Origin of the sequence: Bacillus cereus group sp. RP37 (genome assembly GCF_040459695.1) — a bacterium.
Taxonomy (GTDB): domain Bacteria; phylum Bacillota; class Bacilli; order Bacillales; family Bacillaceae_G; genus Bacillus_A.
This window is the reverse complement of sequence record NZ_JARVHP010000001.1, coordinates 377,956-401,434: the sequence shown is the minus strand read 5'-3', so window position 1 is coordinate 401,434 and position 23,479 is coordinate 377,956. Positions and strand designations below refer to the sequence as shown.

Sequence of the window (23,479 nt, the reverse complement as noted above, 5' to 3'; positions counted from 1 at the left end):
ATATCACTATATTTAGTTTATAAGTAATAATTCTTGCTCTTAAATCATCAAAAGTACAAAATGCCCCAACTCCTTCACTGGAAATCCAACGCAATGTTTAGTACACTATATGTAATAATTATAGGCGATGGAGTTCGCCATAAACGCTGCTTAGCTAATGACTCCTACCAGTATAACTACTGGTAGGAGTCTATTTTTTGGAGCAAGCTATTTAAAGAGGTGAGAAAATTGATTTATATTATCGTTGGCATTGCCGGTATATTAGGAGCCCTCTCTCGTTATTATTTAGGACTTACTATTCATACATTTTGGCATCATTCATTTCCATTAGCTACATTACTTATTAACTTAGCCGGCTGCTTCTTATTAGCGTGGCTAACTACCTATATAGCTCGGCGAAACATCTTGCCGTCAGAGATTATCACAGGCATTGGGACTGGATTCATTGGTTCCTTTACGACGTTTTCAACATTTAGTGTAGAGACTATTCAATTGATCAATCATTCTGAGTGGAGCATAGCCTTCTTATATGTATCATGCAGCATACTTGGTGGCCTCATTATGTCTGGACTTGGCTTTACACTAGGTGATTTCTTAATTAAGAAACATCTTACGGAAGGTGATCACTTATGATAGAAGCTTTATTAGTAGCAACAGGAGGATTTTTCGGTGCTATTACACGATTTGCAATTAGCAATTGGTTTAAAAAAAGGAATAAAACTTCATTTCCAATTGCTACGTTTCTCATTAATATAACAGGAGCATTTTTACTCGGATATATAATTGGTAACGGAGTCACTACAAATTGGCAATTATTATTAGGTACTGGATTTATGGGAGCGTTCACTACATTTTCAACATTTAAGCTAGAGTCCATTCAGCTCTTCAATCGTAAAAACTTTGGCATACTATTTCTATATTTAAGTGCTACTTACATAATTGGTCTCCTCTTCGCATTCCTTGGAATGAAGCTAGGCGGAATATAAAAAAGAAAGCGACTCTGATCAGTCGCTTTCTTTCATAAGAAGTATGTCCCGCCATATGGAATGGAAAATAAACCTGCTGGATGTACATCGTAATGTACAATTTGCATAGGCGGCTGCGCATACGGCATATACTGACTTTGCATCATTTGCGCTACTTGTGCTTGTTGCTGCTGCATTTGAATGGTCTGATACACAGCATGCATAGTCCCTTGCGCTCCTGCCAGCGTAATAGCTGCTCCCACTTGTCTACCACTATAAAAATAATGATTCATCATGATTCAGCTCACTTATTATTTTTCTTACATATAGTATGTTTCTATTTCATAGTGAGTGTTTTATCATACTGTCTTTTTTCGAAGCACCGAGAAAAGAGCCACGCACAAAACCAAAACAATTCCAGTAAAAGTAAATAAATATGCTAACGGAATTAAGAAAAATGGCTCCACTAAAGTTCCATCTGGTTTCACTTCAGAACCAATTATATTAAACATGATGATGCATAACACTCCTAAAAATATTGGACTAGAAGCTAGTAAGTATTTTTTCTTCATCTTATATTCTCCTCTATTCGTATAATCTTTTGATTAGTTAACATCATATTACTCAAAATAACATTAATGGTCAATAATTATTTATTGCAAAACGATAAATAATTATTGACCAAAACAAAAAAAGGTTTGTTAAGGCATCTTAAATTGCCTCACAAACCTTTTCAAACATAAATATTTACACTTCAAATCTCTTACTTACTACAACATAAATCGCACATAATAGCACGAATATCCCAGCATAAATTAACAAAATTTCTACACTAAACATATCAGCCAATGGGCCAAATATGATCATTCCTAAAGGAAGCGCGCATGAATTAGCGATTTGTACAACACTAAACATACGCCCATGCATAGAAGGTTCTACTTTTTCCTGCAATAACACAGTAACTGGTGTATTGAAGCACGGCATTGTTATACCAATTAAAAAATTAAATACTAAATACATAATAAATATGGGTGCAATTCCTAGTCCAATCATAAGCAGTCCATACAACGCACAAGCTAGCGCTGTTGTATGCATACGATTACGGAAACCATCCCATGCCGCAATTAATACGCCACCAGCTGCTGCCCCCGCACTAAAAGTCATCTCACTAGCAGTAAGTCTCCACATTTCTGCACCGAAGGAACGAGTTACCATTAAAGGGGTTAAAAAGGCAGCTGGACTTATTAAAATCATGACAATGATTAATAAAACGAGTAGCCTTTTAATGCATACATTTTCTTTTAAATAAGCAAAACCTTCTTTTATGCCTTGTAGATTAGATTTTTGCTTACTCTCTGCATTCACATGTCTCTCCACTTGAATAATAAACATAATACTAATTCCAATCATAGCCGTAATAACATCAATAAAAAATGTCGTTTCAATGCTAGCAATAGAAAGAATTGCAGCACTTGCTGCTGGAGAAAGAAACATAATTAAAGATGTAATACTGCTATTTATCCCATTTACTTTCATAAGATGATCTTTCGGAACGATTTGTGGGATTAACGCATTCACAGCTGGCGTTTGTACCCCTGTCCCAGCTGAACGAATAAGTAGTACGATAAAAAGTAACCAAATACTTTTATATCCTGTTAAAAATAAACCTGCTAAAACTAACGTAGCAATTGCTATAACCCCGTCCGATAACATAATCATCTTTTTACGGTCATAACGATCAATCCAAACACCTGCAAACAAAGATATCGCAATTTGTGGTAGGAAACCACAAACGGTTGAAATGGTCAACATTAACCCTGACGATGTTGTTAAGGTGATATACCATATAATCGCGTATTGCACGAGAGAGGAACCGAACAACGAAATCGTTTGAGCGGTCAAAAATATAATAATTTTCTTTTTCCAATCATTTCTACTCATATGTTTCACACCCCCTTAACTAATCCTGTCTCTATATTAAAAATACTATCTGCCCAATCAAGATAAAAACTTGCTTCGTGAGATACGAGTATAACGCTCCCCTTAAACTGTATTAACGCCTTTTGCAAAGCTTCCTTCGCTTCTGCATCTAGGTGATTTGTCGGTTCATCTAAGATTAAGAAATTACAAGGTAATAATAATAATCCGCATAATTTAACCTTTGATTGTTCACCACCACTCAACGTACGAATTTCTTGTGAAACATGAGTATCCCTCACACCACATGCAGCTAAATGATGACGTATTTCCTTCGTATTCAGTTTTGGAAATCGTTCCGAAATAATTTGAAGCGGCGTTAAAGAATCATTACTCCAATTTAAATCTTGCTCATAATATCCCATCTTTATTTGCTCTGAAAAATGAAATTCTCCAGAAATACTAGAAATAATACCCATGATTGTTTTTAATAAAGTAGATTTCCCTACTCCATTGAACCCTGTAATAACAAATTTTTGCCCACCCATTACTGAAAAATTCAATTTTGGTAAGAGAGCAAAATCGTAACCAACTTCAAGGTTATTTACTTCAAGAACTGTCTGAACAGAAATAGGAAGTTCCTGAAAATGAATAGACGGTTTATGAGTAAAACTTGGCGGCGCAATTCTTTCCATACGCTGCAACTGCTTTCTACGTCCTTGTGCTATTTTGGAATTCACTCCAGCAATGTTTCTACGAATATACTCTTCCGTTTTTTCAATTTTCTTTTGCTGTGCATCATATTGGCGAATATAATCTTTTCGTAAATGCTCCTTTTGTCTTACAAAATCTGAGTATTTGCCGTAATACTTCTTCACCGTTCCAAACTCTACATCACATATGCAAGAAGTTACTTTTTCTAGAAAATCAAAATCATGTGATACTACAATAAACGCCCCTTCAAAATTCATTAAATAATTAGCAAGCCATTCAACATGCTCTTTATCAAGAAAGTTTGTCGGTTCATCTAGTAATAAAATATTAGGCTCTTCTAATAAAAGCTTTGCTAAAATCACCTTTGCCCGTTGTCCTCCGCTTAATTCACCAATAACACAATCCATCCCAATAGCGTCAATACCTAAACCGGCTGCCACCTTATTTATTACGCTGTCTACCGAATAAAAATCGCGAGCCTCAAGCTGCTCTTGTATTTCAGCTGCTTTCAATAGTTGATTCTCATCTCCAGTCATCGCACTTTCTTCATATAACGTATTCATCCTCTTTTCCATTTCAAACAAATCATAAAAGGCTCGCTTTACATATTGTGCAATGGTATAGCTCCCATCAATTTCTGCATATTGATCAAGATGTCCAATTTGAATATTAGGTTGCCACTTAATGCTCCCCTTGTCAGAAATAATTTCCCCCACCAATATTTTCATTAATGTGCTTTTTCCTGCACCATTCTGCCCAACAATCCCCATATGTTCTCCTTTATGCAAATCAAAAGAAGCATTTTCGTATAATGCTTTATCTATAAAACTATGTGATAAATTTTCAACTTTAAGTAAACTCATTTTTATTCCTCTTTTCCTGAAATTAAAAAAAGCAGAGAGATAGCGTCATTCGACACTAGCCCTCTGCTTCGTGGTTTTCCCATACTACTCCAATTTACAGTAAAAGCTCATTGGAATAATATACACAAAGGGCCATAGACAAAGCATTGTCTATGGCCCTTAATCTATTTTATACATCAGCTGAAAAACCATAACGAAACAAGCATAGGTAAACTATACTTTTTTCGAAAAGTTATTCAGCCGATGAATATAGGGGATTTATGCCCCTTGATTAAGCTCCGTACAACGCTTCACCGTATACATTTGTGCGGAGCAAAGTTTTCTAATGAGTTTTACAAATTTTATATAAAGCATGTTCTGCACCTTCCTTAATACTTAAAAGGGATTTTAGCATACAGTTTTACGAAGCGTCAACATTACTTCCAAATCATTCAACTACTTGCTTTCAAAATATTCCTTCTGAAACATGCACATTCTTATCGCATTATGATAGTTACCATCCACGAAAAACTCGTCGAGAAGTTCACCTTCTACCATAAATCCAACTTTTTTATAAACATGTACTGCTTTTTCATTTTCCTTATCCACCACTAAATAAAGTTTATGCATATTTAATACAGAAAAAGCGTAATCCATCGCTAAACGCGTCGCTTCCGCTGCATAACCATGTCCTTGATAATTCGGATCAATAATAATTTGGAATTCAGTTCTTCGATGAATATAATCGATTTCCACTAACTCGACTAATCCAACCATCTCATTATCTTTCTCCAGGATAAAACGGCGTTCACTTTGATCATGGATATGTTTATCATATAAATCCTGCAGTTCTACAAAAGCTTCATACGGCTCTTCAAACCAATACGACATAATATGTGCATTATTATTAAGTTCATGTACAAACTTTAAATCTTCCCGTTCTAAAGGACGTAACTTCAATTCCTGACTCATTGCTATAACCTCCAAGTAAAAGAAACCTCTTCACTTAATTTCTCAATTTTTTTCAATTTCAAACGCCCTATTTTCATTGTAAACTTTCAAGTAACTTGAAGGTCAAGACATAAAAAGTAGTGCAAGCTACGCCTGCACTACTACTCTTTTCTCAAATCTCTCATATTCGATATGTATAAAGCAATAACTAAAACAAGAATGGATCCCGCATATAATAACGTCTCCATCGGTTTCTCATGAGATACGATAATTAATCGAATTAATGCCGTAATTCCAATATAAATAAAATAACGTAACGGGAAATGATAATTCGATTTGAAATACTTAATAATTAATGCGATAAACTCAAAGTATAAGAAGTAGACAATGATGCTTTCAACTAATTTATAGGACGTATACTTCTTCGCTGAAAATATGTATTGAATAAATGTGATTGTCTCGTTAATTAAAAAGATCGATAAGACAATGGACAATATAATTAGAGCTATATTTAATATCCACTGTAAAACACTCGCGATAAAATGATCGATATTAAATGATTTCATTTTCACATTAAACTCCCCTTCGTATAAGTACGTATTTATTATAGCAAAATTATGATTGGAGGTGTGTTAAATCATAGGTTCGTCCTTTGTTGTTGCCGGTGTAGGGAAGATTTAGTGTGTGGAGAATTCTGTTTACAATCATACCCGATGAAGCATGGAGAAACTCTTTCAAATTACCGTTCGTACATGTCGTACTAATGAGCAATGCATAATCTCGTATAGCATCCTCATGTGCCACTTTTGAAAAATCTTTACAACTTGTACAACGCCAGCCTTTCTTCACTTTAACCATTGGAATAACTAAGCATTTCTCACATTGTACTCCATTTAGCAACTCCTCTTTTTCTATTTTATATTGCTCAAGTATATTTTGTTGAAGTGGAGAATGCTCCATTATTATTTGATGAATGAGCCTATCTACATTATCTATAACTTTTCTCTTATATTTACTTTCAAACCACTTTATTTTATGAGGTAAATTTGCACTGTGAATAATTGTATGAAGAAGATTGTCATCTGAAGATTTTATAATGGTACGAGGCGAGCTAATAACAACGAGGGACTCAATTGGACAACTAGAAGAAAATCCATGTAAGCTTAACCATTTCTTAAGTTGTATTTCTTGCCTTTTTATTTGTAAAACCGGATCTGGGAATCCCTCTAAATTTCCTTCTGTTATTCGGATAAGTTGATTGAACTTTGCATCAAACAGTAATGTGCCTGCTATATTTTTTATCTCAAGAAAAAGAAGAAATTTTGTGGAAAGGATAATAGTATCAATTTGAAAGTATTGATCATGATTAGATAAGCGAACATCATGTAAAATACTATACTCTTTCTCAGAAATAAAACTAAGTGGATAATCAATCGCTTGCTCCCCTTTATACCCCGCCATGTGTTTTGCCAAGTTTTCTCCAATTAAATTTCGTTTCGGATGATGTACAGGTAACCTTCTAAGAAGTGCTTCTAACTGTCTTATATAAATCGGCATTTTTCGTTCTTTCACAATCACCTCAAACACCCCTTTACAAATATATCAACGATTTTTTCAATATATCAATCATAACTCGCAATATATCAACGATTTTTCCAATATATCTATCACAACTCACAATATATCAACGATTTTTTCAATATATCGATTAGTCGACAATATTCTACACTACCTCACTCCAATCACCCACAGCATATCCTAAAAAAACACCATCAGCAAAAACTTAAAATCGCATTTCCTCATAACAAAAAACCATAACCCCGCACCTCCAGCAAAGTTATGGTTTTTATCCTACAATGTCACTCTACCTATACGTTTGCCGTGAATTCCACAAAATTCATCTGTACTTATACCAATTTTTACACAATGAAACTATATACGCGAAAATCGTTTCACGACGTTATTACTTCCACATAGTTGCAATTTATATAATAACGGTACAGTACAAATAACGTACTGAATCAATAAGTATGGGGGAATAAAGATGAACGAAGCGTTACTATTAGTAGACATACAAAATGATTACTTTGAAGGCGGCAATATGGAATTATATCAACCTGAAAAAGCCGTACAAAAAGCCAAGGAAGTATTGAAAGTATTTCGTGAAAAACATAAAACAGTCATTCATGTACAACATATTGCGAACAATGAAGGAGCTACTTTCTTCTTACCTGAAACAGTAGGTGTTCAAATTCATGATGATGTACAACCGATTGCTAACGAAAGAGTCATACAAAAACATCACCCTAACAGTTTTTTAAGTTGGCCGTAAACAAAAGAGCATAAACTTTTTAAAGTTTTATTCCTTCAATTGCCGCACTTTTAGCAACACTTGTCCAAGTAATAGGAATTTCATTTCAATCCATTTTACGTGAAGAAGTAAATCGACGCCGATTAACTATATGAGGAATTACATTATTAATCAGTGGGGGTTTTGTTCATCCCCCACCTAACTTCTTTGCTTTCGCTGAATTTTGAGGTGGGGGTCTTACTGCCCGTTAATGCGGGATAAAATTTGTGACTAAGTAAAAAAGCGCCCTACTTATAGGGCGCTTTTTTATACTTAATGATTAATACTAGCTGTTGGGTATAATGTTGTTCCTCCAATTGAAACTTTTATTTCATTTGTTAATGGAACATTTTGTTCATTAATAATTGTTCTCCACCATTCCCATGCAAGACCTGTACATTCTCTTGCTACGACCTTTATATTTTTTGAATTTGGTGGAAGAGGGATAACTGTAGAGTAATGAGCCGTTTTGTCTTTTCCGCTACCATCCCATGTTTTATGTGTTAGTACTTCATTACCCTTTTGGTCAAATGTGAATTCATCCCAAGATACATCAAATTGAGCAACGTAAGCACCGTAATGATCAAGTGTCATTTTAGCACTTGAATATTCTGTAGTTGTCGTTTCAATATAATCTGTATTGTTATGAACAGCAGCAGTTGCATTATCTTTTAAGAAAGTACTTGTATATGAAATTGGGTATGCTGGATTTTTAAGACTTAATTCAGCATTATCTTTAATGATATTTCGGATTTCATTGAAATCTTTAGTAACAACCTTGTTATGCTCTTTCGCATCTCCGCCTAATACTACAGCAGTAAAGGTACTTTCTTCAAAAATATCTTTGTACTGTCCACTCGTTTCGACGCTGTTATTCTTAAGTAGGGCTTTAAATGCAGCTTGTACATCTTTGCTCTTAGATGTTGTTTCTAATTTTACATAAACAGTTCTACCATAAGCTACATTTGAGACCATAACAGGTGGAGCCGAATTACTTACACCTTTACGAGTTAACTCACCAAAAGTAACACTATTATCAAAAAGATCGGATGGATTGTTAGGTAGTTCAGCACTTACGGTATAAAATATTTGCTTATATGCCGCTACCATCACTTTTTTCTCTCCATTTGCAACCGCATTAAAATCAATGTTTAGACTGTTATCAAGATATTTAGCGTTAACGTTAAGGGCACTTGCGATTTGTGATTTACTATAAACCATAGATTCCGTATACTGCATTCTTGCAGGTAACGTATGTGTTTTAGAATACTTTTCATTCCAAGTAGATACTAAATCGTCTACTGCTCCAGCTACATTACCATATGTCGGATTTTGGACAGTAATTGTATTTTCTTTTCTCATGCCAGGTAAGTCTATACTAATATTCAAAGGCTTTCTCTTCGCCACTAATAAACTAGGTTGATTGTCTGCAAAAGCTTTATTTGCAAGTTGTACCGCTCCTGGATACGTGCGATTCACTACAGAATCAATAATTGAAATATCGACTGGTGACGTTGTAAGTGATTTTTTCTCGCGTTCCACTACTACAAATTTACCATTTGAATTGATACTTTCTTTCGGAACAAAACTCTCTACTTTATCACCATTTACAGCTAAAACCTCTTGATTATTATATTTAAGATTTGCTATACCAGTATCAATGCCACTAGCATTTTTGGTTACATCAGTTGCATTACTGGCTTGTGTTTCTGCGAAGGAAATAGATGAATAATTAATAGTGCATAGACTAACTAATAAACATGCAAGGAACTTTCTTCTTTTAGCGTTTTTCTTAATATTCAGAAAAATCACCCCGTTCTTTTTTTAGTAAGATATGATAATGATTGATAAATGATAGCTAACTAATACACTTACATAAATGCTTTTAAAAGTTCTTGAATTAACGGGATTACGCCACCTACAAATTTCAAAACTGCCATTGCGATTTCCATATTATTTCCTCCTTTTTATTGCTACGAAAATGTGATTTATCTTTATGCCCTCATTATAGTGACCCCTTACACTTTTATCAATACACTCTGATATGCAATATTACATATAAAAGAAACAGGATGAATTCTTTTAAAAAGTTATACAGAGATATTTTTTTCGCTTGGTAGATACTTGAAAAGGTGAAGCATTCTTTTGCATTTTATGAGTAATCACGTAAAAAAAGCTGCTGCCTATAAACTACAGACAGCAACTTCAACTAGAGTAACTTGCATAATCTACACAAGCTACAGTATTTTTTTACATTTTATAACTAATAAACAGCGATTGGACCATAAGGACCATTGATAATTTCTATTTTTGTTTCAAAAATATCTGTCAAAATTGTTGGGTCCATAACCTCTTCTACTGTTCCAAAAGCAGCAATTTGTCCATCTTTCATAGCACAAATTTTGTCAGAGTATTTAGCTGCAAAATTTATGTCATGCATAACCGTCAAAATTGTTCTTCCAAATTCATTAGCCGCACGTCTCAAATGCTCCATCATTTGAACAGAACGAGCAACATCAAGGTTGTTCAGAGGCTCGTCCAACAGTACATATTCAGTCTCTTGGCACAATACCATCGCTACATATGCCCTTTGTCTTTGACCACCAGAAAGCTCATCTAAATATCTATTCTCTAAATTAGTTAAATCTAAGAAATCGATATATTTAGAAATGATAACCTCATCTTCTTTCGTTAATCTTCCCTTTGAATAAGGAAAGCGCCCAAATCCAACTAATTGTCTAACAGTAAGCCTAGTTACAAAATGATTTTCTTGTCGCAATATAGTCAAAACTTTTGCTAAGTCTTTTGATTTGGATTCAGAAACATCCATATTTGCTACTTGAATTTGACCTTCATCCATATCTAAAAGTCTTCCAATCATCAAAAGTGTCGTGGACTTTCCAGCACCATTTGGTCCAATTAAAGAAGTAAAGCCTGCTTTTGGTATTTCAATATCCAAAGGTCCTATTTTTACCTTATCAGTATAGAACTTTTTAACATTATCAATTTTTATCATAAAGCCCTCTTCCTTAAAACTATAGTTAAGAATATAATTCCACCAAATAATTCAATAATAACTGAAACCACGCCTTGAGCATGGAATACATGATACATTAAAAAATATGCACTCGTCATTATTAAAAATCCTATTGCAAAAGCCATTGGAAAAATGTATCTATGATCATACGTTGACGCCGCCTGATAACTCAAAGTTGCTACTAAAAAGCCGTAGAAAGTAAGTGGCCCGATTAAAGCTGTTGAAATGGACATTAAAATAGCTACTAATACAAGCGTATAAATTACACTAGGTTGATATTTAACTCCAAAAGAAGTAGCAACATCCTTTCCTAGTGACAAAACATTCAAATTCTTAGAATGAGCAAAAATTAATACCGCTACAATTATAATCATAGGAATTACAACAGGAAAATAAGCAGGATCTGCATGATTAACAGAACCAAATAATCTCGCTTGTAAAATATCAAATTCTGAAGGCGCAAGTAGTTTTCTCATGAAAGTTGACACAGAATTTAGCCCGGTACCAATAATAATTCCAACTAAAAGCATAAGTTGTAAATTCCCGTATTTACCGGAAAGTAACCAGCCATAAAGTATCAAACTCATGAAGACCATAACAACGACTTGAAATAAAAATGATCCAATTCCATTAAAATTGAGCAATGCACTAGCACCAAAGAAGAATATTGTACTCGTTTGAATTGCTGAATAAAGTGATTCGAAACCTAAAAGTGAAGGAGTAATAATCTTATTATTCGTAATAGATTGGAAAGCAACTGTCGATAAGCTATGGCAAACTGCAGCAATAATCATTGCAACAATAGCTACTATTCTTCTCTTAACAACTGGAATAAAAGAAGGTGAATCTATCGGAACTGGGTTGTTATAAACTAAAAGTCCATATGAAGAAAGGAGACCTAAAGCAATCAATGTTACCAGTACAATCCAATAACGTCTTGCTTCCTTCTTAGAACGAAAAGCACTAGCTGATCTACTTTCATTATGAAGGCTAGAATCGATTTCGACATTTTCTTTATTTCTATAATCTAATGTGATCATCGCAGCCTCCTTGGTTTTCTTCGTCTCAATAGAATAGTAATAAACACGACTGCCCCCACTGTTGCAAGTATTAAAGAAACAGGTACTTCAAATGGCTTTATAATTGTTCGAGAAATGATGTCACAGACAGTGATTGTCCCCATTCCGATCACACATACCCAAGGTAAATTACTCCTAAGATCATCCCCTCTAAACATGGAAACAATGTTTGGAACAATTAATCCCAAGAAAGGTAAGTTTCCAATAACAGCTGCAACAATTCCAACAGCAACAGAGATAAGGCCAGTCCCAAAAAGAACAATTCTATTGTAATTAACTCCAAGGCTTGTTGCGACATCTTCTCCTAGTCCAGCTAAAGTCAATCTATTAGCATACATAAAAATAAGCACAGTAATGATAACAATCAGCCATAAATATTCATATCTTCCCACCTGAATGTTAGCAAATGAACCTACAAACCAAGTTTCAATACTTTGCGTCATTTGAAACAGGAGTCCCAAAAAAGTAGACACTGCAGAAATAACTGCTCCAAGCATCAATCCGATAATCGGGACAATTAAAGACGAACGAAGTTTAACTCTTCTTAAAAATAGAAAGAAAATCATAGTTCCTATAAAAGAAAAAATGATTGCACCAGTCATTCTTTGCACTAAAGTCGGGGCAGGAAATAATAAATAGACAAAAAGCAGGCCTAAGCCTGACCATTCAATAGTCCCCGTTGTAGTAGGTTCAACAAAGCGATTCTGTGTAATGAGTTGCATTACGAGCCCTGCCATCGCCATTGCAGCTCCAGTAAGCATTAATGCAACTGTTCTCGGAACACGAGTTATGAAAAACATCTCCATTCCGTCCTCTTGTCCACGTATATCATAAACTCCAGTAAACAGTGATATAATCCCTAAAATTATAACAATCATAATCGCTATTATAAAAGGTTTTGTCCATATTTTATTGTGATTATAAAACTGGGGTTGAGAAATATTCTCAACCCTAGAAATCATATTTTTTGACACTGTTTCGTACTCCTTTACACTACTTAGCTAAAGTTTTTGCGATATTTCCAAATAACTCTATATAAGTCTGAATTGATTCATTTGTGTAAGTATCTGCTGGTGCATAAATAACTTGTTTTTTAGAAACAGCAGTTGTGTTTTGAAGAGCTGGTGATTTAGAAATAACATCCTTAGCAGGAGCTGAAGTAGCAGCATCAGATGTTGCAGCATCACGATCTAATACGAAAAGCCAATCAGGATTTGTTTGTGCAATAGCTTCAACAGAAACGTCATCACCTTTATGACCTGCAGTAGAATTAGAAACTTCTAGTGCTGGAGTCCAACCAAAAATTTCATACATTGGTCCCCAAACGCGACCAGAATGTGGAGCAGCAAAACCAATATTTCCACCAGTAACGATAACACTCATAACTTTATCTTTTCCGTTATAAGCAGATTTTGCGTTTTCAATAGATTTATCAAAATCAGCTACTAATTTTTTAGCTTCTTTATCTTTATCAAAGATTTTTCCTAAAGAAAGTGTAGAATCTTTAAGTCCTTTTACTAAGTTTTCTCCAGGCTTAGTAGCTTTCTCAGAAACATCAACATTAAGATCAATAACTGCTGCATTTGGTACTAATTTTTTAATTTCTTCGTAATGGTCAGCAAATCTTTGACCAACGATTACAAGTTCAGGGTTTGCAGCTGCAATAATTTCAAGATTTGGCTCACGGTGATTCCCAATATTTTGAACTTTTTCATCCTTTTTATATGCTGAATCAGCAGGCATGATATCCTTTGGAGCAGCCGCTAATTTAATTCCCCAATCAGCTAAAGTTTCAAAAGTTCTATTATCTAAAGCAACTACATTCTTTGGATTTACAGGTACAGTAACCTTTCCATGTGCATCAGTGATTTCAACCGTTTTTGGCTTATCACTACCATTATCTTTAGTAGCCTTCGAAGTTTCTTTACCTGAATCTGAGCAAGCTACTAACATTAAAGTGAAAATTGCTAGAATACTTACTAATTTTAAAAGCATAGTTTTTTTCATACGTATACTCCTTATAATGTAATTTAGTTCGAAAATGATAAAGTCCATAGATTGAATTAGATAGTAAATGCTATTCACTTAAATCAATATTGATAATCATTTTCATTTGAACATCCTGTTAATTAGTATAGTCATTAATTCTGTGAAAATCTTGTGAATGGTGCGAATTAATAAAACCAAGCATAAATTGGATGCAAGAAGTAATATTTAAAGTCATGCATGTTGACTAACCATGATTTCCCCTACAAAACACCCCCATTACTAACTAGTATTTTCATAATCTATTGCCTGATAGAAATATTCTTTTTACGTATTTTAATACTTTCCAGAAACTATTTGATTATTAGATTTAACAGAAAAAACGAGTAAAACTGAATGAAACAGTTTTACTCGTTTTTCTATTATGCTAGTGATTATTATGAAAAACTGTACGTTACCTATTATCTTATTTTTATCATTCAATCATTGAATAGCCTCTGCCATGTATCGTTTGAATATATCTGTCTTTCTTCTCACACTTTAACTTTTTTCTTACATATCCAATATATAAGTCTACTACATTTGGATTTACTACTACGTTATATCCCCAAACCTGATTCAAAAGCATTTCACGGCTCAATATTGTGTTTTTATTCTTGATTAAAAATACAAGTAAATCGTACTCGCGCTTAGTAAGCGAGAGATTTTCACCACTTTTTTTCACAATATTGCTAGATGCATCAACAAAGAGATCTTTAAACTGAAAAAAGCTTATCTCATTTTGCTGGATATAGTCACTTCTCCTTAAAATGGCTTGAACCCTTGCTACTAATTCTTCTTTCACAAATGGTTTTCTTATATAATCATCTGCTCCTGCTTGTAACCCTGCTATACAATCCTTGCTAGAAATATTGTCTGTCACAATAATGATCGGTGTCGTTTTAACAAGTCGTATTTGTCTGCAAATTTCTGGTCCGGATATACTTAATGAATCCCAATCCAATATGATAATATCCCAATCTTGTTCATATATTATATTTAAACCTTCGTTTTCATTGTGAAGTTTTAAAATGAAATGGCCTTCTTTCTTTAGACCGCTTACGATTTTCTTTGCTAAAGACCGTTCATTTTTAATTACTAACACCTGCCTCACCGATGGTTCACCTCTACTTCAATATAACTTAGTTAGATAAAAAATTATCTCAAAAAAATAATGTAAGATTTATAAATATTAAACTCCTAAAAAAAGCCATTATAACAGCTTATTAGGGGAACTCTATATAATCTTACAATAGATATGGAGACGAATACAAAAGATATGAAGATTTAAATAAATATTATTTAATCATTAAGGTGCAGCTATAGTATCTACCTGATTATCATCAATAACTATTTCTTCATTTTTTGTTTCAGGGATACCGCCCCATCCCCATAACGAGATTTTTATCTTCTACAGTTATTTATGAGAGTACAGCCGAGATACGTATAATTTTAAGTATTAGTCTTGCTTTTATTTTATCTATTTACAATAAAGTTTCTCTCTTGATCTATATGGGTTAACACGAATCACACAATTAAAAACACTTTGTTTTAAACGTCTTTATTTTAAATTAAACAACTTTATTATTTGTATACACCATTACCAGAAAAACTCCCTAAAAAATAGAAAAACAAATAACCAGTTCCTTAACATACAAGAAATCGATTATTTTGTATCTAAACGTACCATTTTCTTTTTTGATATGATGAGCCCTAATGATATTGCCCAATCCGGTGTAAACTCCTCAATAACAATGGATCTTTTCATATTTCTAATGCACCTTATGTATTTTACGCTTAAACATAATATTAAAATTAGATGAGCGAAGCCACGTCAAGTGAATAGAATTCACTCTTTAAGAATACATAAAATATATACACACAAGTTTAGCCTACTCATTAGTGAACATAGGATTCTATAAATTTTGGAGGGAGAGATATGCCAAAAAAGGTTCTCCTGTTTACAGATTTGGGAATTGATGATGCGTTTGCTATACTGTACACCTTTTTTCGTAAAGACATTCAACTTGTAGGAATTGTAGCCGATTATGGAAATGTATCAAGAGAAAATGTAATAAGAAATATTAACTATTTGAAGTACATTGCGGGAAGGGAAGAGATACCTGTATTCCTTGGTGCTTCTGTGCCGTTGACAGGTATATTGATTCAGTATTTCCCTGAGGTACACGGAAAAGTCGGATTAGGTCCTATTATTCCCCCTGAAATTCCATATCCAATTTACCCCTTAAATGATATTTATCAAATTATAGAATCAAATTTAGAAGATCTTACAATTATCAATTTAGGAAGACTTTCTTCGCTAGCCACGACTTTTGTATTGAATTTAGAAACAATGCGAAACGTAAGAGAATGCATTTGCATGGGGGGAGCTTTTTTCTATCCAGGTAACGTAACTGCTGTGGCTGAAGCTAACTTTTACGCAGACCCTTATGCAGCAAATTTAATTCTGCAGCATGCGAAGAACTTGACAATTATTCCTTTAAATGTGACACAACATGCGATTGTTACACCTGAAATGGTCCAACAAATTGATACATTTCATCGGAATACACAAGATCTTGCAGGACTCATCATCAAGCCCATGCTAGACTATTATTATAATTTCTACTCCAAGTCTAATCCTGGTATAAGTGGAAGTCCTATGCATGATTTTGTAACAGTGTGGTATTTGTTAAATCAAGAGGCTGTTAGCCTTTCAAGAGTACCCATTAAAATAATTCCTGATCAAGGAGAAGGATTCGGTCAAAGCATTGCAGATTTTCGCTTTGTTGCTAATCCAGGCTATAAAATGCATAATGTTGCTTTTCAGTTTGATTATGAAAGATTCAAAAAGGATATTATGGAGACGTTCTTAAAGAAGAGAGTATAACATGCTTTATTAATTTCAGATAATAAGAATCACGCGAATAAAAATTCACTTTACTTAATGTACAGAAATTCGAATTTTTTAGGTTAAAATTCGCCTAGTAGGGATCCCCCACATGCCCATCGAACCAAAGAGATTATTTATTAGTTTTGGGGTATTTGCTTTTCCTATCTTGATTGTAATGTGGTCCTTAAAATGTAACAAGAAGCGTAAAATGGCTATTCTACGCTTCTTGTTACATTTTATTTTCGGAACCATAAGTTTGCCACAAACAAAAAGAACCATAACCTTGCCAATCCGGCAAAATTATGGTTCCTATCATACAAAATAAAAAAACCACCAAATATGTATTGGTGGAGACGGTGGGAGTCGAACCCACGTCCAAAAATATCGGCACTTAAGCTTCTACGAGTGTAGTCGATATATTAGCATTTCGCGAACTCTTCAGCCTATCGACAGGCTTCCAAGTTGCTAGTCTGGTTGTTCTCTTCCTTTGTCCTCAGACGGCGAACTCCGGCGTAGTCCACTTAGTTTGAGTCCCTTACCCTACCACATGGACGATGGAGGGAGGAACCTTTAGTGCAATTAAGCAGCTAAAGAAAGATTGTTTTGTTTGCCAATTATAGGCTTTGACGTTTTAACGAGGCCGATCCCCTCGACTCGCAACCTAAGCTCGAACTATCCCTGTCGAATCCGTAACGTCCCCATGATAAAAATGGAGCATACGAAGAAAAATCGTGATAGCTACTAAGAGCTGTTTTTCAATGTGCAACAATCTTACATAAGTTATTATATCATACGCGCGCCGTTTTACAAATGTAAATATCTGTATTACATCTTTTGACGATCACGGAACGCGCGTGCAATTTCACGTTTTGCTTCTTTTTCTTTTAAATCGTTACGCTTATCATATTGCTTTTTACCTTTTGCTAAACCAAGTGCCATTTTCGCAAATCCATTTTTCAAATAGATTCTAACTGGAACTAATGCATAGCCTGTTTCTTTTGAAGCGCCCGTTAACTTCTCAATTTCTTTTTTATGAAGAAGTAACTTTCTCGTGCGAAGCGGATCATGGTTGAAACGATTCCCTTGCTCGTACGTACTAATATGCATATTATGAACCCATACTTCACCATTATGTACACGTGCAAACGCATCTTTCAAGTTCACGCGTCCAGCGCGAATCGACTTAATTTCCGTTCCTTGAAGGACAAGCCCTGCCTCGTATGTTTCTTCGATGAAATAATCATGAAATGCTTTTTTATTTTGTGCAATAACCTTACCTGTACCCTTTGGCATAAAACGTCCCTCCTCTATTTTTACTATTGTAACAAATGTTAATAAAAAGCGAAAGTGGCTCGCTCTCAAGCCACCAATAAAAAAGAAAAAGCCCCGCTTTTCATCAAAGCGAAGCCCTCCTTTTCTTACTTACGCTTTTTCTTTTTCTTCTTGAATCCTGGTACATTTTCGAAGAATGCTTTTTTCTTCTTGCCGTTACCATCTTTTTTCCCTGGCTGACTAGCCGACGTGGAAGCGGAAGTAGAAGCTGATCCTGATCCTCTTCCTTTTCCTTTGCCACCACGGTCAAATTTTCTCCCTGTGCCACGTTCACCGCCACGCTCATTACTGCGCTCGCTACGTCCACCGCGTTTCTTTCTGCCTGTTCTTGGCTGTTCGATAACGACTGGGCGATCTTTGAACTTACGGCGAGGCGTACCTTTCATGCCAACGATTTCAAAGTCAATTGCGCGCTCATCTTTGTTTACGTTAATAACGCGAATTGTAATTTCGTCACCGATGCGGAATACGTTACCTGTACGTTCTCCGATCATTGCGAAATGTTTCTCGTCATAACGGTAGTAATCATCCGTTAAGTAGCTAACGTGTACAAGACCTTCAATTGTATTTGGAAGCTCTACGAATAAACCAAAGTTTGTTACAGAGCTAATCATACCGTCATACTCTTCACCGATCTTATCAACCATGTACTCTGCTTTTTTCATTTCGTCTGTTTCACGTTCTGCTTCAACAGCACGACGCTCCATATTAGAAGAGTGCTCTGCAATCTCAGGTAAGTTTTCACGCCATTTTGCTTGCGTTTCATTGTCGACTTTACCGTTAATGATGTATTCACGAATTAATCTATGAACAATCGTATCTGGGTAACGACGAATTGGTGATGTGAAATGCGTGTAGAACTCAGTTGATAAACCGAAATGTCCTAAGCTATCTGCATCGTAGCGCGCTTGCTTCATAGAACGAAGCATTACTGTTGAAATAACTACTTCTTCAGGCTGTCCTTGAACCATTTCAAGAATTTGTTGCAGTGCACGAGGATGTATTTCGTTCGCACGTCCTTTTACTGCATATCCGAAGTTCGTTACAAACTCGAAGAAACGCTCCAGCTTATCTTCTTTCGGATCTTCATGGACACGGTACATGAATGGTACGTTCATCCAGTGGAAGTGCTCTGCTACTGTTTCGTTCGCAACAAGCATAAATTCTTCAATTAACTTCTCTGATACAGAACGATCACGCATAACAACATCTGTCGGTTTTCCTTCTTCATCTACTAATACTTTCGCTTCTTTAAAGTCAAAGTCAATTGCACCGCGGCGCATACGTTTTTCACGTAAAATTTGTGCTAATTGACCCATCTCTTTAAACATCGGTACGAGCGGCTCATAGCGTTTGATTAACTCTTCATCCTCATCTTCTAAAATGCTTCTTACGTCAGCATACGTCATACGCTCTGTCGTTTTAATCACACTTTGGAAAATCTCGTGCTTTACAACATCACCTAAGTTGTTGATTTCCATTTCACAAGATAACGTCAGACGGTCTACTTTCGGGTTTAACGAACAAATACCGTTAGATAGACGATGCGGAATCATCGGAATTACACGGTCTACAAGATATACACTCGTCGCTCTCTCCGCTGCTTCTACATCAATTGGAGAACCTTCTTGAACGTAATGACTTACATCCGCGATATGAACGCCAAGCTTGTAGTTACCGTTCTCAAGCTTCGTTACTGTAACAGCATCATCTAAATCTTTCGCGTCTGCACCGTCAATCGTTACGATCATTTGGTCACGCAAATCACGGCGATCTTTTAAATCTTCTTCTGAAATCGTTTCTGGTACACTGTTTGCATGCTCCATCACTTCTTCAGGGAATGCTAAAGGTAAATGATGTTTATGGATGACAGATAAAATATCTACTCCTGGATCATTTTTATGACCTAGAATTTGAATAACTTCACCTTCTGCACTTAAACGATTCTCTGGATAGCTCGTAATTTTCACAACTACCTTATGACCTTCTACAGCACCCATTGATGCACTTTTCAAGATAAAGATATCACTCGTCCAGCGCTTATTGTCAGGTATAACAAACCCAAAGTTTTTCGATTCTGTATATGTACCAACGAGTTCTTTCGTTCCACGCTCTAAAATACGTACAATTGAACCTTCTTGTCGTGACCCACTTGATTGTGAGCTAACACGCGCTAATACTGTATCGCCATGAAGTGCACCGTTTAACTCTGTAGGCGGGATGAAAAGATCATCGTCTCCCGTTTTCTTCTCGTCTGGTACAACGAATGCAAAACCACGTGCATGTCCAATTAACTTACCACGTACTAAATTCATCTTTTCAGGAAGACCGTAACGGTTGCTACGTGTACGAATAACAAGCCCCTTCTCTTCCATCATTACAAGTGCTTTCACGAAATCTTTAAAGCCTTCAGAACCTTCAATCCCAAATGCCTCTTCTAACTCTTGTATCGTTAACGGTTTATACGCTTCTTCTCTCATAAATAATAACAACTTATCAATATGTTCTTGCGTGATTTCTTCCAAGTAAAAATACCTCCTTTGAACCCTTATATTATTTAGTGTATCCGAAAGATAGGGGATGTATAAAGCGAAACTTTAATACGCCCCTAATGATTTTTTACAGTTTTCATAAAGTGAAATTTTAATCAGTATTTTTTCTATTCCCACTGATTAGTAACCCCACCAATCGGGCTTTTACGGGCAGTTTGTCCCCTCTCCACTTTCTTGACTTCAGCAAAGTTTCGAGTATGAGTCTTACTACCGGCTAAAGCGGGTTGAAAAATTCCCTTATGAAAAAAAGAGGCAACTAGATCTTACCAATCTAGTTGCTCCAAGAAGTTATATACATCCTCATGTAGCTCGTCACGTTGCTTATCAAGTGTAATGACATGCGTAGAGTCTTCATACCATTTAATGTCTTTTAACGTAGATTCTACACCGTTATAAATAATGTTAGCACTATCTGTATTAATCATTTCATCATGACGTGCTTGTACAACAAATGTTGGTGCATAAATCATATCCACATTGTTACGTACGTCAGCAATTAATTGTTGTAATGCTTTTAATGTATTCATCGGTGTCTTTTGGAATTCCAACATTTCTTGTTCGATTTGTTCTGGTGATTTTTGCTCACGGTTTTTATATTCGCGGGCATATGCCAATATACCTTGGTACATCGTTTCTTCGCTCTTAATATACATCGGTGCACACATTGGTACCACACCTAATACTGGTACTGTATAACCTAATTTTAAAGAAAATACTCCGCCAAGTGACAATCCAACAACAGCAATTTTCTCAAAGCCTTTATCTTTTAAAAGCTGATATGCCTCCGTTACGTCTTGCCACCAATCTTCAGGACCTGTATGAACAAGCTCTTCTGGTGGTACACCGTGCCCTTTATAAATTGGTGCATGACAAGTGTAGCCTTTCTTTTCTAAGAAACGCCCTAACATACGTACATCAGCTGAGTTTCCTGTGAAACCATGTAGTAATAAAACAGCGCGGTCTCCACCCTCAAATGTAAATGGTTTCGGAGATGCTAATTTCATCATGTACTTCTCCTCTTTCTCTTCTGTAATCTAGTCGTATTCTTTCTATATCTTAGTGTACCATATTTATATTTCTATAATCTAATTAGAAACATCTTTCAAATGGCAAAATAAAAAAAGAAGAACCATTAGTACAACTTACTAACGCTCCTTCTTTCAATTCTATAAATTTAAGTACGTAACAGCAATTGTTAATACGAAGAATAGAACAGCTAAAACAATCGTAATACGGTTTAATACCGCTTCAATTCCACGTGCTTTTTGCTTACCAAATAATTGCTCTGCACCGCCTGAAATTGCACCTGAAAGGCCTGAGCTATTACTAGACTGCATAAGTACCATAACAATCATTAAAATCGATACAATAATAAGTAAAACGGATAATAACGTATGCACTTGGCGTACCTCCTACAAAGATTCAGTTATTGTAACTGTAGCATAAATCCTATAGAAAAGCGAGAGCAATAAGGTTGCTCTCGCTTTTCTTCTATTACATAAACATCATTGCAAATAATGGTCCGAGCAAACATGTCAAAATTGCAGTTAATGTCATTGTTACCGATCCAATAACACCTTCATGTTCATTATTTTTCATTGCTCTCATGACACCCATAATATGAGAAGCACATCCAAATCCGATACCTTTACCAACTGAGTTTGTAACGCGGCTCCATTTTAATAAAAGCGGGCCAGTAATTGTTCCAGTAATACCCGCAATAACAACGAAAGCTGCTGTTAATGACGGTACACCACCAACTTGTTCAGAAACACTCATCGCAACTGGCATTGTCACCGATTTTGGTAAAGATGATAAAATTAAGCTTTTATCTGTTCCCATAAGTGAAGCAATAACAAAATCACTTGCGATCGCAACTGTTGTACCTACTAATACCCCACCGGCAATTGGTACAACATACTTTTGCAGAACGTGACGTTGTTTATAAAGTGGGATTGCAAACGCTACAACACCTGGTCCAAGTAAATTCGCAATCCAGCCACCACCGCTTTCCATATAATTTTGATATGGTATATCAAGCACTATAAATAAGAAAGCCATTAATCCTGTCGCTACAAGCATTGGAATAGTAAATGGTGTTGGAAATAATGTATAGATTTTTTTAGATAATTGATATAATAGCACCGTAAAAAGAACCCAACCAATTCCGATTAATATTTGGCTCATCGTGACTCTCTTTCCTTTCTATTCGCAAGATATTGTCCTGTATGTCCTGCGACAATAATAATTAAAAATGTACTCGCTACAATTGTAATGAAAAGAGAAATTCCTTTACTCATAAAAAAAGCACCGTAATTCATTAGGCCAAGCGTTGGCGGAATTAATAAAAACGGCATAATAGCAACGAGTGTTTCTGCTCCTAAATCGAACCATTTCACTGGAAGAACTTTTAGGCTAAGTAAAACAAGTAAGAGGAACATTCCAATCAAACTTCCTGGAATCGGAATATTTAACATTTCTTGTACCCAAGTTCCAACCATATAAAAAACGTAAAGAGCAGCAATTTGGACAAGAATCTTTGTAAATTTCATGTTCATCATCCCTCATGTTTATACGATCTTCTGTTAATATCTTTATCATAGTATAAATTGTAAAAAGCTGCAATTTATCAACTTGACAGCAAAAATAGCCTATGTTACACGCTTACAACCTTGATATGACTGCATTTCCAAAAGAAAATTAAGTCAAAAACCTTGACCTAATATAAAAAGTTTTTATTTTCTGAATTTATCATGTTGTTATTTCAATAAAATAATCTTCTTTATCCTTAAACCTACATATATATAAACAAGATAGGTGGT

The 23,479-nt window shown here is 35.2% G+C and carries 22 protein-coding genes, 1 other RNA gene, 1 pseudogene and 1 riboswitch; of the genes and pseudogenes, 4 read left to right on the top strand and 20 right to left on the bottom strand.

Annotated elements, in window-relative coordinates; genetic code table 11:
* The first annotated feature begins 114 nt into the window (after positions 1-114).
* Positions 115-174: riboswitch (Fluoride riboswitch) on the top strand.
* A gap of 54 nt (positions 175-228) precedes the next feature.
* A complete protein-coding gene (gene crcB, locus QCI44_RS01960) occupies positions 229-633 on the top strand; it encodes a fluoride efflux transporter CrcB (RefSeq protein WP_016135987.1) in 405 nt (134 codons plus the stop codon).
* The gene (gene crcB / locus QCI44_RS01955) at positions 630-986 is read left to right on the top strand and encodes a fluoride efflux transporter CrcB (protein WP_016135988.1); all 357 of its coding nucleotides are present in this window, start codon (positions 630-632) and stop codon (positions 984-986) included. The genes crcB (QCI44_RS01960) and crcB (QCI44_RS01955) overlap by 4 nt, the downstream gene beginning before the upstream one ends.
* Before the next feature lie 32 nt (positions 987-1,018).
* Here the strand turns inward: crcB (QCI44_RS01955) and QCI44_RS01950 are convergent, their stop codons facing one another.
* The 7 genes from QCI44_RS01950 to QCI44_RS01920 form a co-directional block, all read right to left on the bottom strand.
* Positions 1,019-1,261 (bottom strand): DUF3947 family protein, encoded by a 243-nt coding sequence (locus tag QCI44_RS01950; RefSeq protein ID WP_016135989.1) that lies wholly within the window; start codon positions 1,259-1,261, stop codon positions 1,019-1,021.
* Positions 1,262-1,324: 63 nt separating this feature from the next.
* Complete coding sequence (locus QCI44_RS01945) at positions 1,325-1,537, bottom strand: DUF3955 domain-containing protein (protein WP_016085623.1); 213 nt, start codon at positions 1,535-1,537, stop codon at positions 1,325-1,327.
* Positions 1,538-1,712: 175 nt separating this feature from the next.
* Positions 1,713-2,906, bottom strand: coding sequence for an MFS transporter (locus tag QCI44_RS01940; protein WP_016135990.1), 1,194 nt, complete (start codon positions 2,904-2,906; stop codon positions 1,713-1,715).
* Positions 2,907-2,911: 5 nt separating this feature from the next.
* On the bottom strand, positions 2,912-4,459 hold the full coding sequence (locus QCI44_RS01935; protein WP_016085621.1) for an ABC-F family ATP-binding cassette domain-containing protein: 1,548 nt from the start codon (positions 4,457-4,459) through the stop codon (positions 2,912-2,914).
* A 435-nt stretch (positions 4,460-4,894) separates the two neighbouring features.
* Positions 4,895-5,410, bottom strand: coding sequence for a spermidine N1-acetyltransferase (gene speG / locus QCI44_RS01930; protein ID WP_016085620.1), 516 nt, complete (start codon positions 5,408-5,410; stop codon positions 4,895-4,897).
* Positions 5,411-5,550: 140 nt separating this feature from the next.
* Entirely contained in the window at positions 5,551-5,955 is a 405-nt protein-coding gene (psiE, locus tag QCI44_RS01925) for a phosphate-starvation-inducible protein PsiE (protein WP_016085619.1), read from the bottom strand.
* A 49-nt stretch (positions 5,956-6,004) separates the two neighbouring features.
* A complete protein-coding gene (locus tag QCI44_RS01920) occupies positions 6,005-6,961 on the bottom strand; it encodes a nuclease-related domain-containing protein (protein WP_016135992.1) in 957 nt (318 codons plus the stop codon).
* A 472-nt stretch (positions 6,962-7,433) separates the two neighbouring features.
* Here QCI44_RS01920 and QCI44_RS01915 point away from each other — a divergent pair.
* Positions 7,434-7,709: pseudogene (locus tag QCI44_RS01915) on the top strand (isochorismatase family protein); the annotation flags it as partial.
* Between the two features lie 303 nt (positions 7,710-8,012).
* Here the strand turns inward: QCI44_RS01915 and alo are convergent.
* The 6 genes from alo to QCI44_RS01885 all read right to left on the bottom strand — a co-directional run bounded on the left by alo (position 8,013) and on the right by QCI44_RS01885 (position 14,994).
* Complete coding sequence (gene alo / locus QCI44_RS01910; protein WP_016135993.1) at positions 8,013-9,551, bottom strand: anthrolysin O/cereolysin O family cholesterol-dependent cytolysin Alo; 1,539 nt, start codon at positions 9,549-9,551, stop codon at positions 8,013-8,015.
* Positions 9,552-10,002: 451 nt separating this feature from the next.
* A complete protein-coding gene (locus QCI44_RS01905; RefSeq protein WP_016085615.1) occupies positions 10,003-10,755 on the bottom strand; it encodes an iron ABC transporter ATP-binding protein in 753 nt (250 codons plus the stop codon).
* Complete coding sequence (locus QCI44_RS01900) at positions 10,752-11,816, bottom strand: iron chelate uptake ABC transporter family permease subunit (protein WP_016085614.1); 1,065 nt, start codon at positions 11,814-11,816, stop codon at positions 10,752-10,754. The genes QCI44_RS01905 and QCI44_RS01900 overlap by 4 nt, the downstream gene beginning before the upstream one ends.
* On the bottom strand, positions 11,813-12,829 hold the full coding sequence (locus QCI44_RS01895; RefSeq protein WP_016085613.1) for an ABC transporter permease: 1,017 nt from the start codon (positions 12,827-12,829) through the stop codon (positions 11,813-11,815). Before QCI44_RS01895 ends, QCI44_RS01900 begins: the two co-directional genes overlap by 4 nt.
* Before the next feature lie 19 nt (positions 12,830-12,848).
* Positions 12,849-13,862 carry a siderophore ABC transporter substrate-binding protein gene (locus QCI44_RS01890; RefSeq protein WP_016135994.1) on the bottom strand — a complete coding sequence of 338 codons (1,014 nt, stop codon included), beginning with the start codon at positions 13,860-13,862 and terminating at the stop codon, positions 12,849-12,851.
* A 454-nt stretch (positions 13,863-14,316) separates the two neighbouring features.
* A complete protein-coding gene (locus tag QCI44_RS01885; RefSeq protein WP_016135995.1) occupies positions 14,317-14,994 on the bottom strand; it encodes a response regulator transcription factor in 678 nt (225 codons plus the stop codon).
* A gap of 825 nt (positions 14,995-15,819) precedes the next feature.
* On the opposite strand from QCI44_RS01885, the gene QCI44_RS01880 reads away from it, so the two are divergent.
* The gene (locus QCI44_RS01880) at positions 15,820-16,770 is read left to right on the top strand and encodes a nucleoside hydrolase (RefSeq protein ID WP_001125076.1); all 951 of its coding nucleotides are present in this window, start codon (positions 15,820-15,822) and stop codon (positions 16,768-16,770) included.
* 348 nt (positions 16,771-17,118) lie between these two features.
* Here the strand turns inward: QCI44_RS01880 and ssrA are convergent.
* From ssrA to QCI44_RS01845, 7 genes are all read right to left on the bottom strand, one after another.
* Positions 17,119-17,473: a transfer-messenger RNA gene (gene ssrA, locus QCI44_RS01875) on the bottom strand.
* A gap of 125 nt (positions 17,474-17,598) precedes the next feature.
* The gene (gene smpB / locus QCI44_RS01870) at positions 17,599-18,066 is read right to left on the bottom strand and encodes an SsrA-binding protein (protein ID WP_001123922.1); all 468 of its coding nucleotides are present in this window, start codon (positions 18,064-18,066) and stop codon (positions 17,599-17,601) included.
* A 125-nt stretch (positions 18,067-18,191) separates the two neighbouring features.
* Entirely contained in the window at positions 18,192-20,630 is a 2,439-nt protein-coding gene (rnr, locus tag QCI44_RS01865; RefSeq protein ID WP_016135996.1) for a ribonuclease R, read from the bottom strand.
* A 290-nt stretch (positions 20,631-20,920) separates the two neighbouring features.
* The gene (estA, locus tag QCI44_RS01860) at positions 20,921-21,661 is read right to left on the bottom strand and encodes a carboxylesterase (protein ID WP_165615090.1); all 741 of its coding nucleotides are present in this window, start codon (positions 21,659-21,661) and stop codon (positions 20,921-20,923) included.
* A gap of 162 nt (positions 21,662-21,823) precedes the next feature.
* On the bottom strand, positions 21,824-22,057 hold the full coding sequence (gene secG, locus QCI44_RS01855; protein ID WP_000557263.1) for a preprotein translocase subunit SecG: 234 nt from the start codon (positions 22,055-22,057) through the stop codon (positions 21,824-21,826).
* A gap of 94 nt (positions 22,058-22,151) precedes the next feature.
* Positions 22,152-22,844, bottom strand: a complete 693-nt coding sequence (locus QCI44_RS01850; protein WP_016135997.1) for an LrgB family protein — start codon at positions 22,842-22,844, stop codon at positions 22,152-22,154.
* Entirely contained in the window at positions 22,841-23,209 is a 369-nt protein-coding gene (locus tag QCI44_RS01845) for a CidA/LrgA family holin-like protein (RefSeq protein WP_000673220.1), read from the bottom strand. The genes QCI44_RS01850 and QCI44_RS01845 overlap by 4 nt, the downstream gene beginning before the upstream one ends.
* Positions 23,210-23,479: the final 270 nt, after the last annotated feature.

What these genes read in the sequence shown, in the direction of transcription:
- crcB (WP_016135988.1), top strand. Translation starts at nt 630, where the DNA reads ATGATAGAAGCTTTATTAGTAGCAACAGGAGGATTTTTCGGTGCTATT.
- QCI44_RS01950 (WP_016135989.1), bottom strand. Translation starts at nt 1,261, where the DNA reads ATGATGAATCATTATTTTTATAGTGGTAGACAAGTGGGAGCAGCTATT.
- QCI44_RS01945 (WP_016085623.1), bottom strand. Translation starts at nt 1,537, where the DNA reads ATGAAGAAAAAATACTTACTAGCTTCTAGTCCAATATTTTTAGGAGTG.
- QCI44_RS01940 (WP_016135990.1), bottom strand. Translation starts at nt 2,906, where the DNA reads ATGAGTAGAAATGATTGGAAAAAGAAAATTATTATATTTTTGACCGCT.
- QCI44_RS01935 (WP_016085621.1), bottom strand. Translation starts at nt 4,459, where the DNA reads ATGAGTTTACTTAAAGTTGAAAATTTATCACATAGTTTTATAGATAAA.
- speG (WP_016085620.1), bottom strand. Translation starts at nt 5,410, where the DNA reads ATGAGTCAGGAATTGAAGTTACGTCCTTTAGAACGGGAAGATTTAAAG.
- psiE (WP_016085619.1), bottom strand. Translation starts at nt 5,955, where the DNA reads ATGAAATCATTTAATATCGATCATTTTATCGCGAGTGTTTTACAGTGG.
- QCI44_RS01905 (WP_016085615.1), bottom strand. Translation starts at nt 10,755, where the DNA reads ATGATAAAAATTGATAATGTTAAAAAGTTCTATACTGATAAGGTAAAA.
- QCI44_RS01900 (WP_016085614.1), bottom strand. Translation starts at nt 11,816, where the DNA reads ATGATCACATTAGATTATAGAAATAAAGAAAATGTCGAAATCGATTCT.
- QCI44_RS01890 (WP_016135994.1), bottom strand. Translation starts at nt 13,862, where the DNA reads ATGAAAAAAACTATGCTTTTAAAATTAGTAAGTATTCTAGCAATTTTC.
- QCI44_RS01880 (WP_001125076.1), top strand. Translation starts at nt 15,820, where the DNA reads ATGCCAAAAAAGGTTCTCCTGTTTACAGATTTGGGAATTGATGATGCG.
- smpB (WP_001123922.1), bottom strand. Translation starts at nt 18,066, where the DNA reads ATGCCAAAGGGTACAGGTAAGGTTATTGCACAAAATAAAAAAGCATTT.
- estA (WP_165615090.1), bottom strand. Translation starts at nt 21,661, where the DNA reads ATGAAATTAGCATCTCCGAAACCATTTACATTTGAGGGTGGAGACCGC.
- QCI44_RS01850 (WP_016135997.1), bottom strand. Translation starts at nt 22,844, where the DNA reads ATGAGCCAAATATTAATCGGAATTGGTTGGGTTCTTTTTACGGTGCTA.
- QCI44_RS01845 (WP_000673220.1), bottom strand. Translation starts at nt 23,209, where the DNA reads ATGAAATTTACAAAGATTCTTGTCCAAATTGCTGCTCTTTACGTTTTT.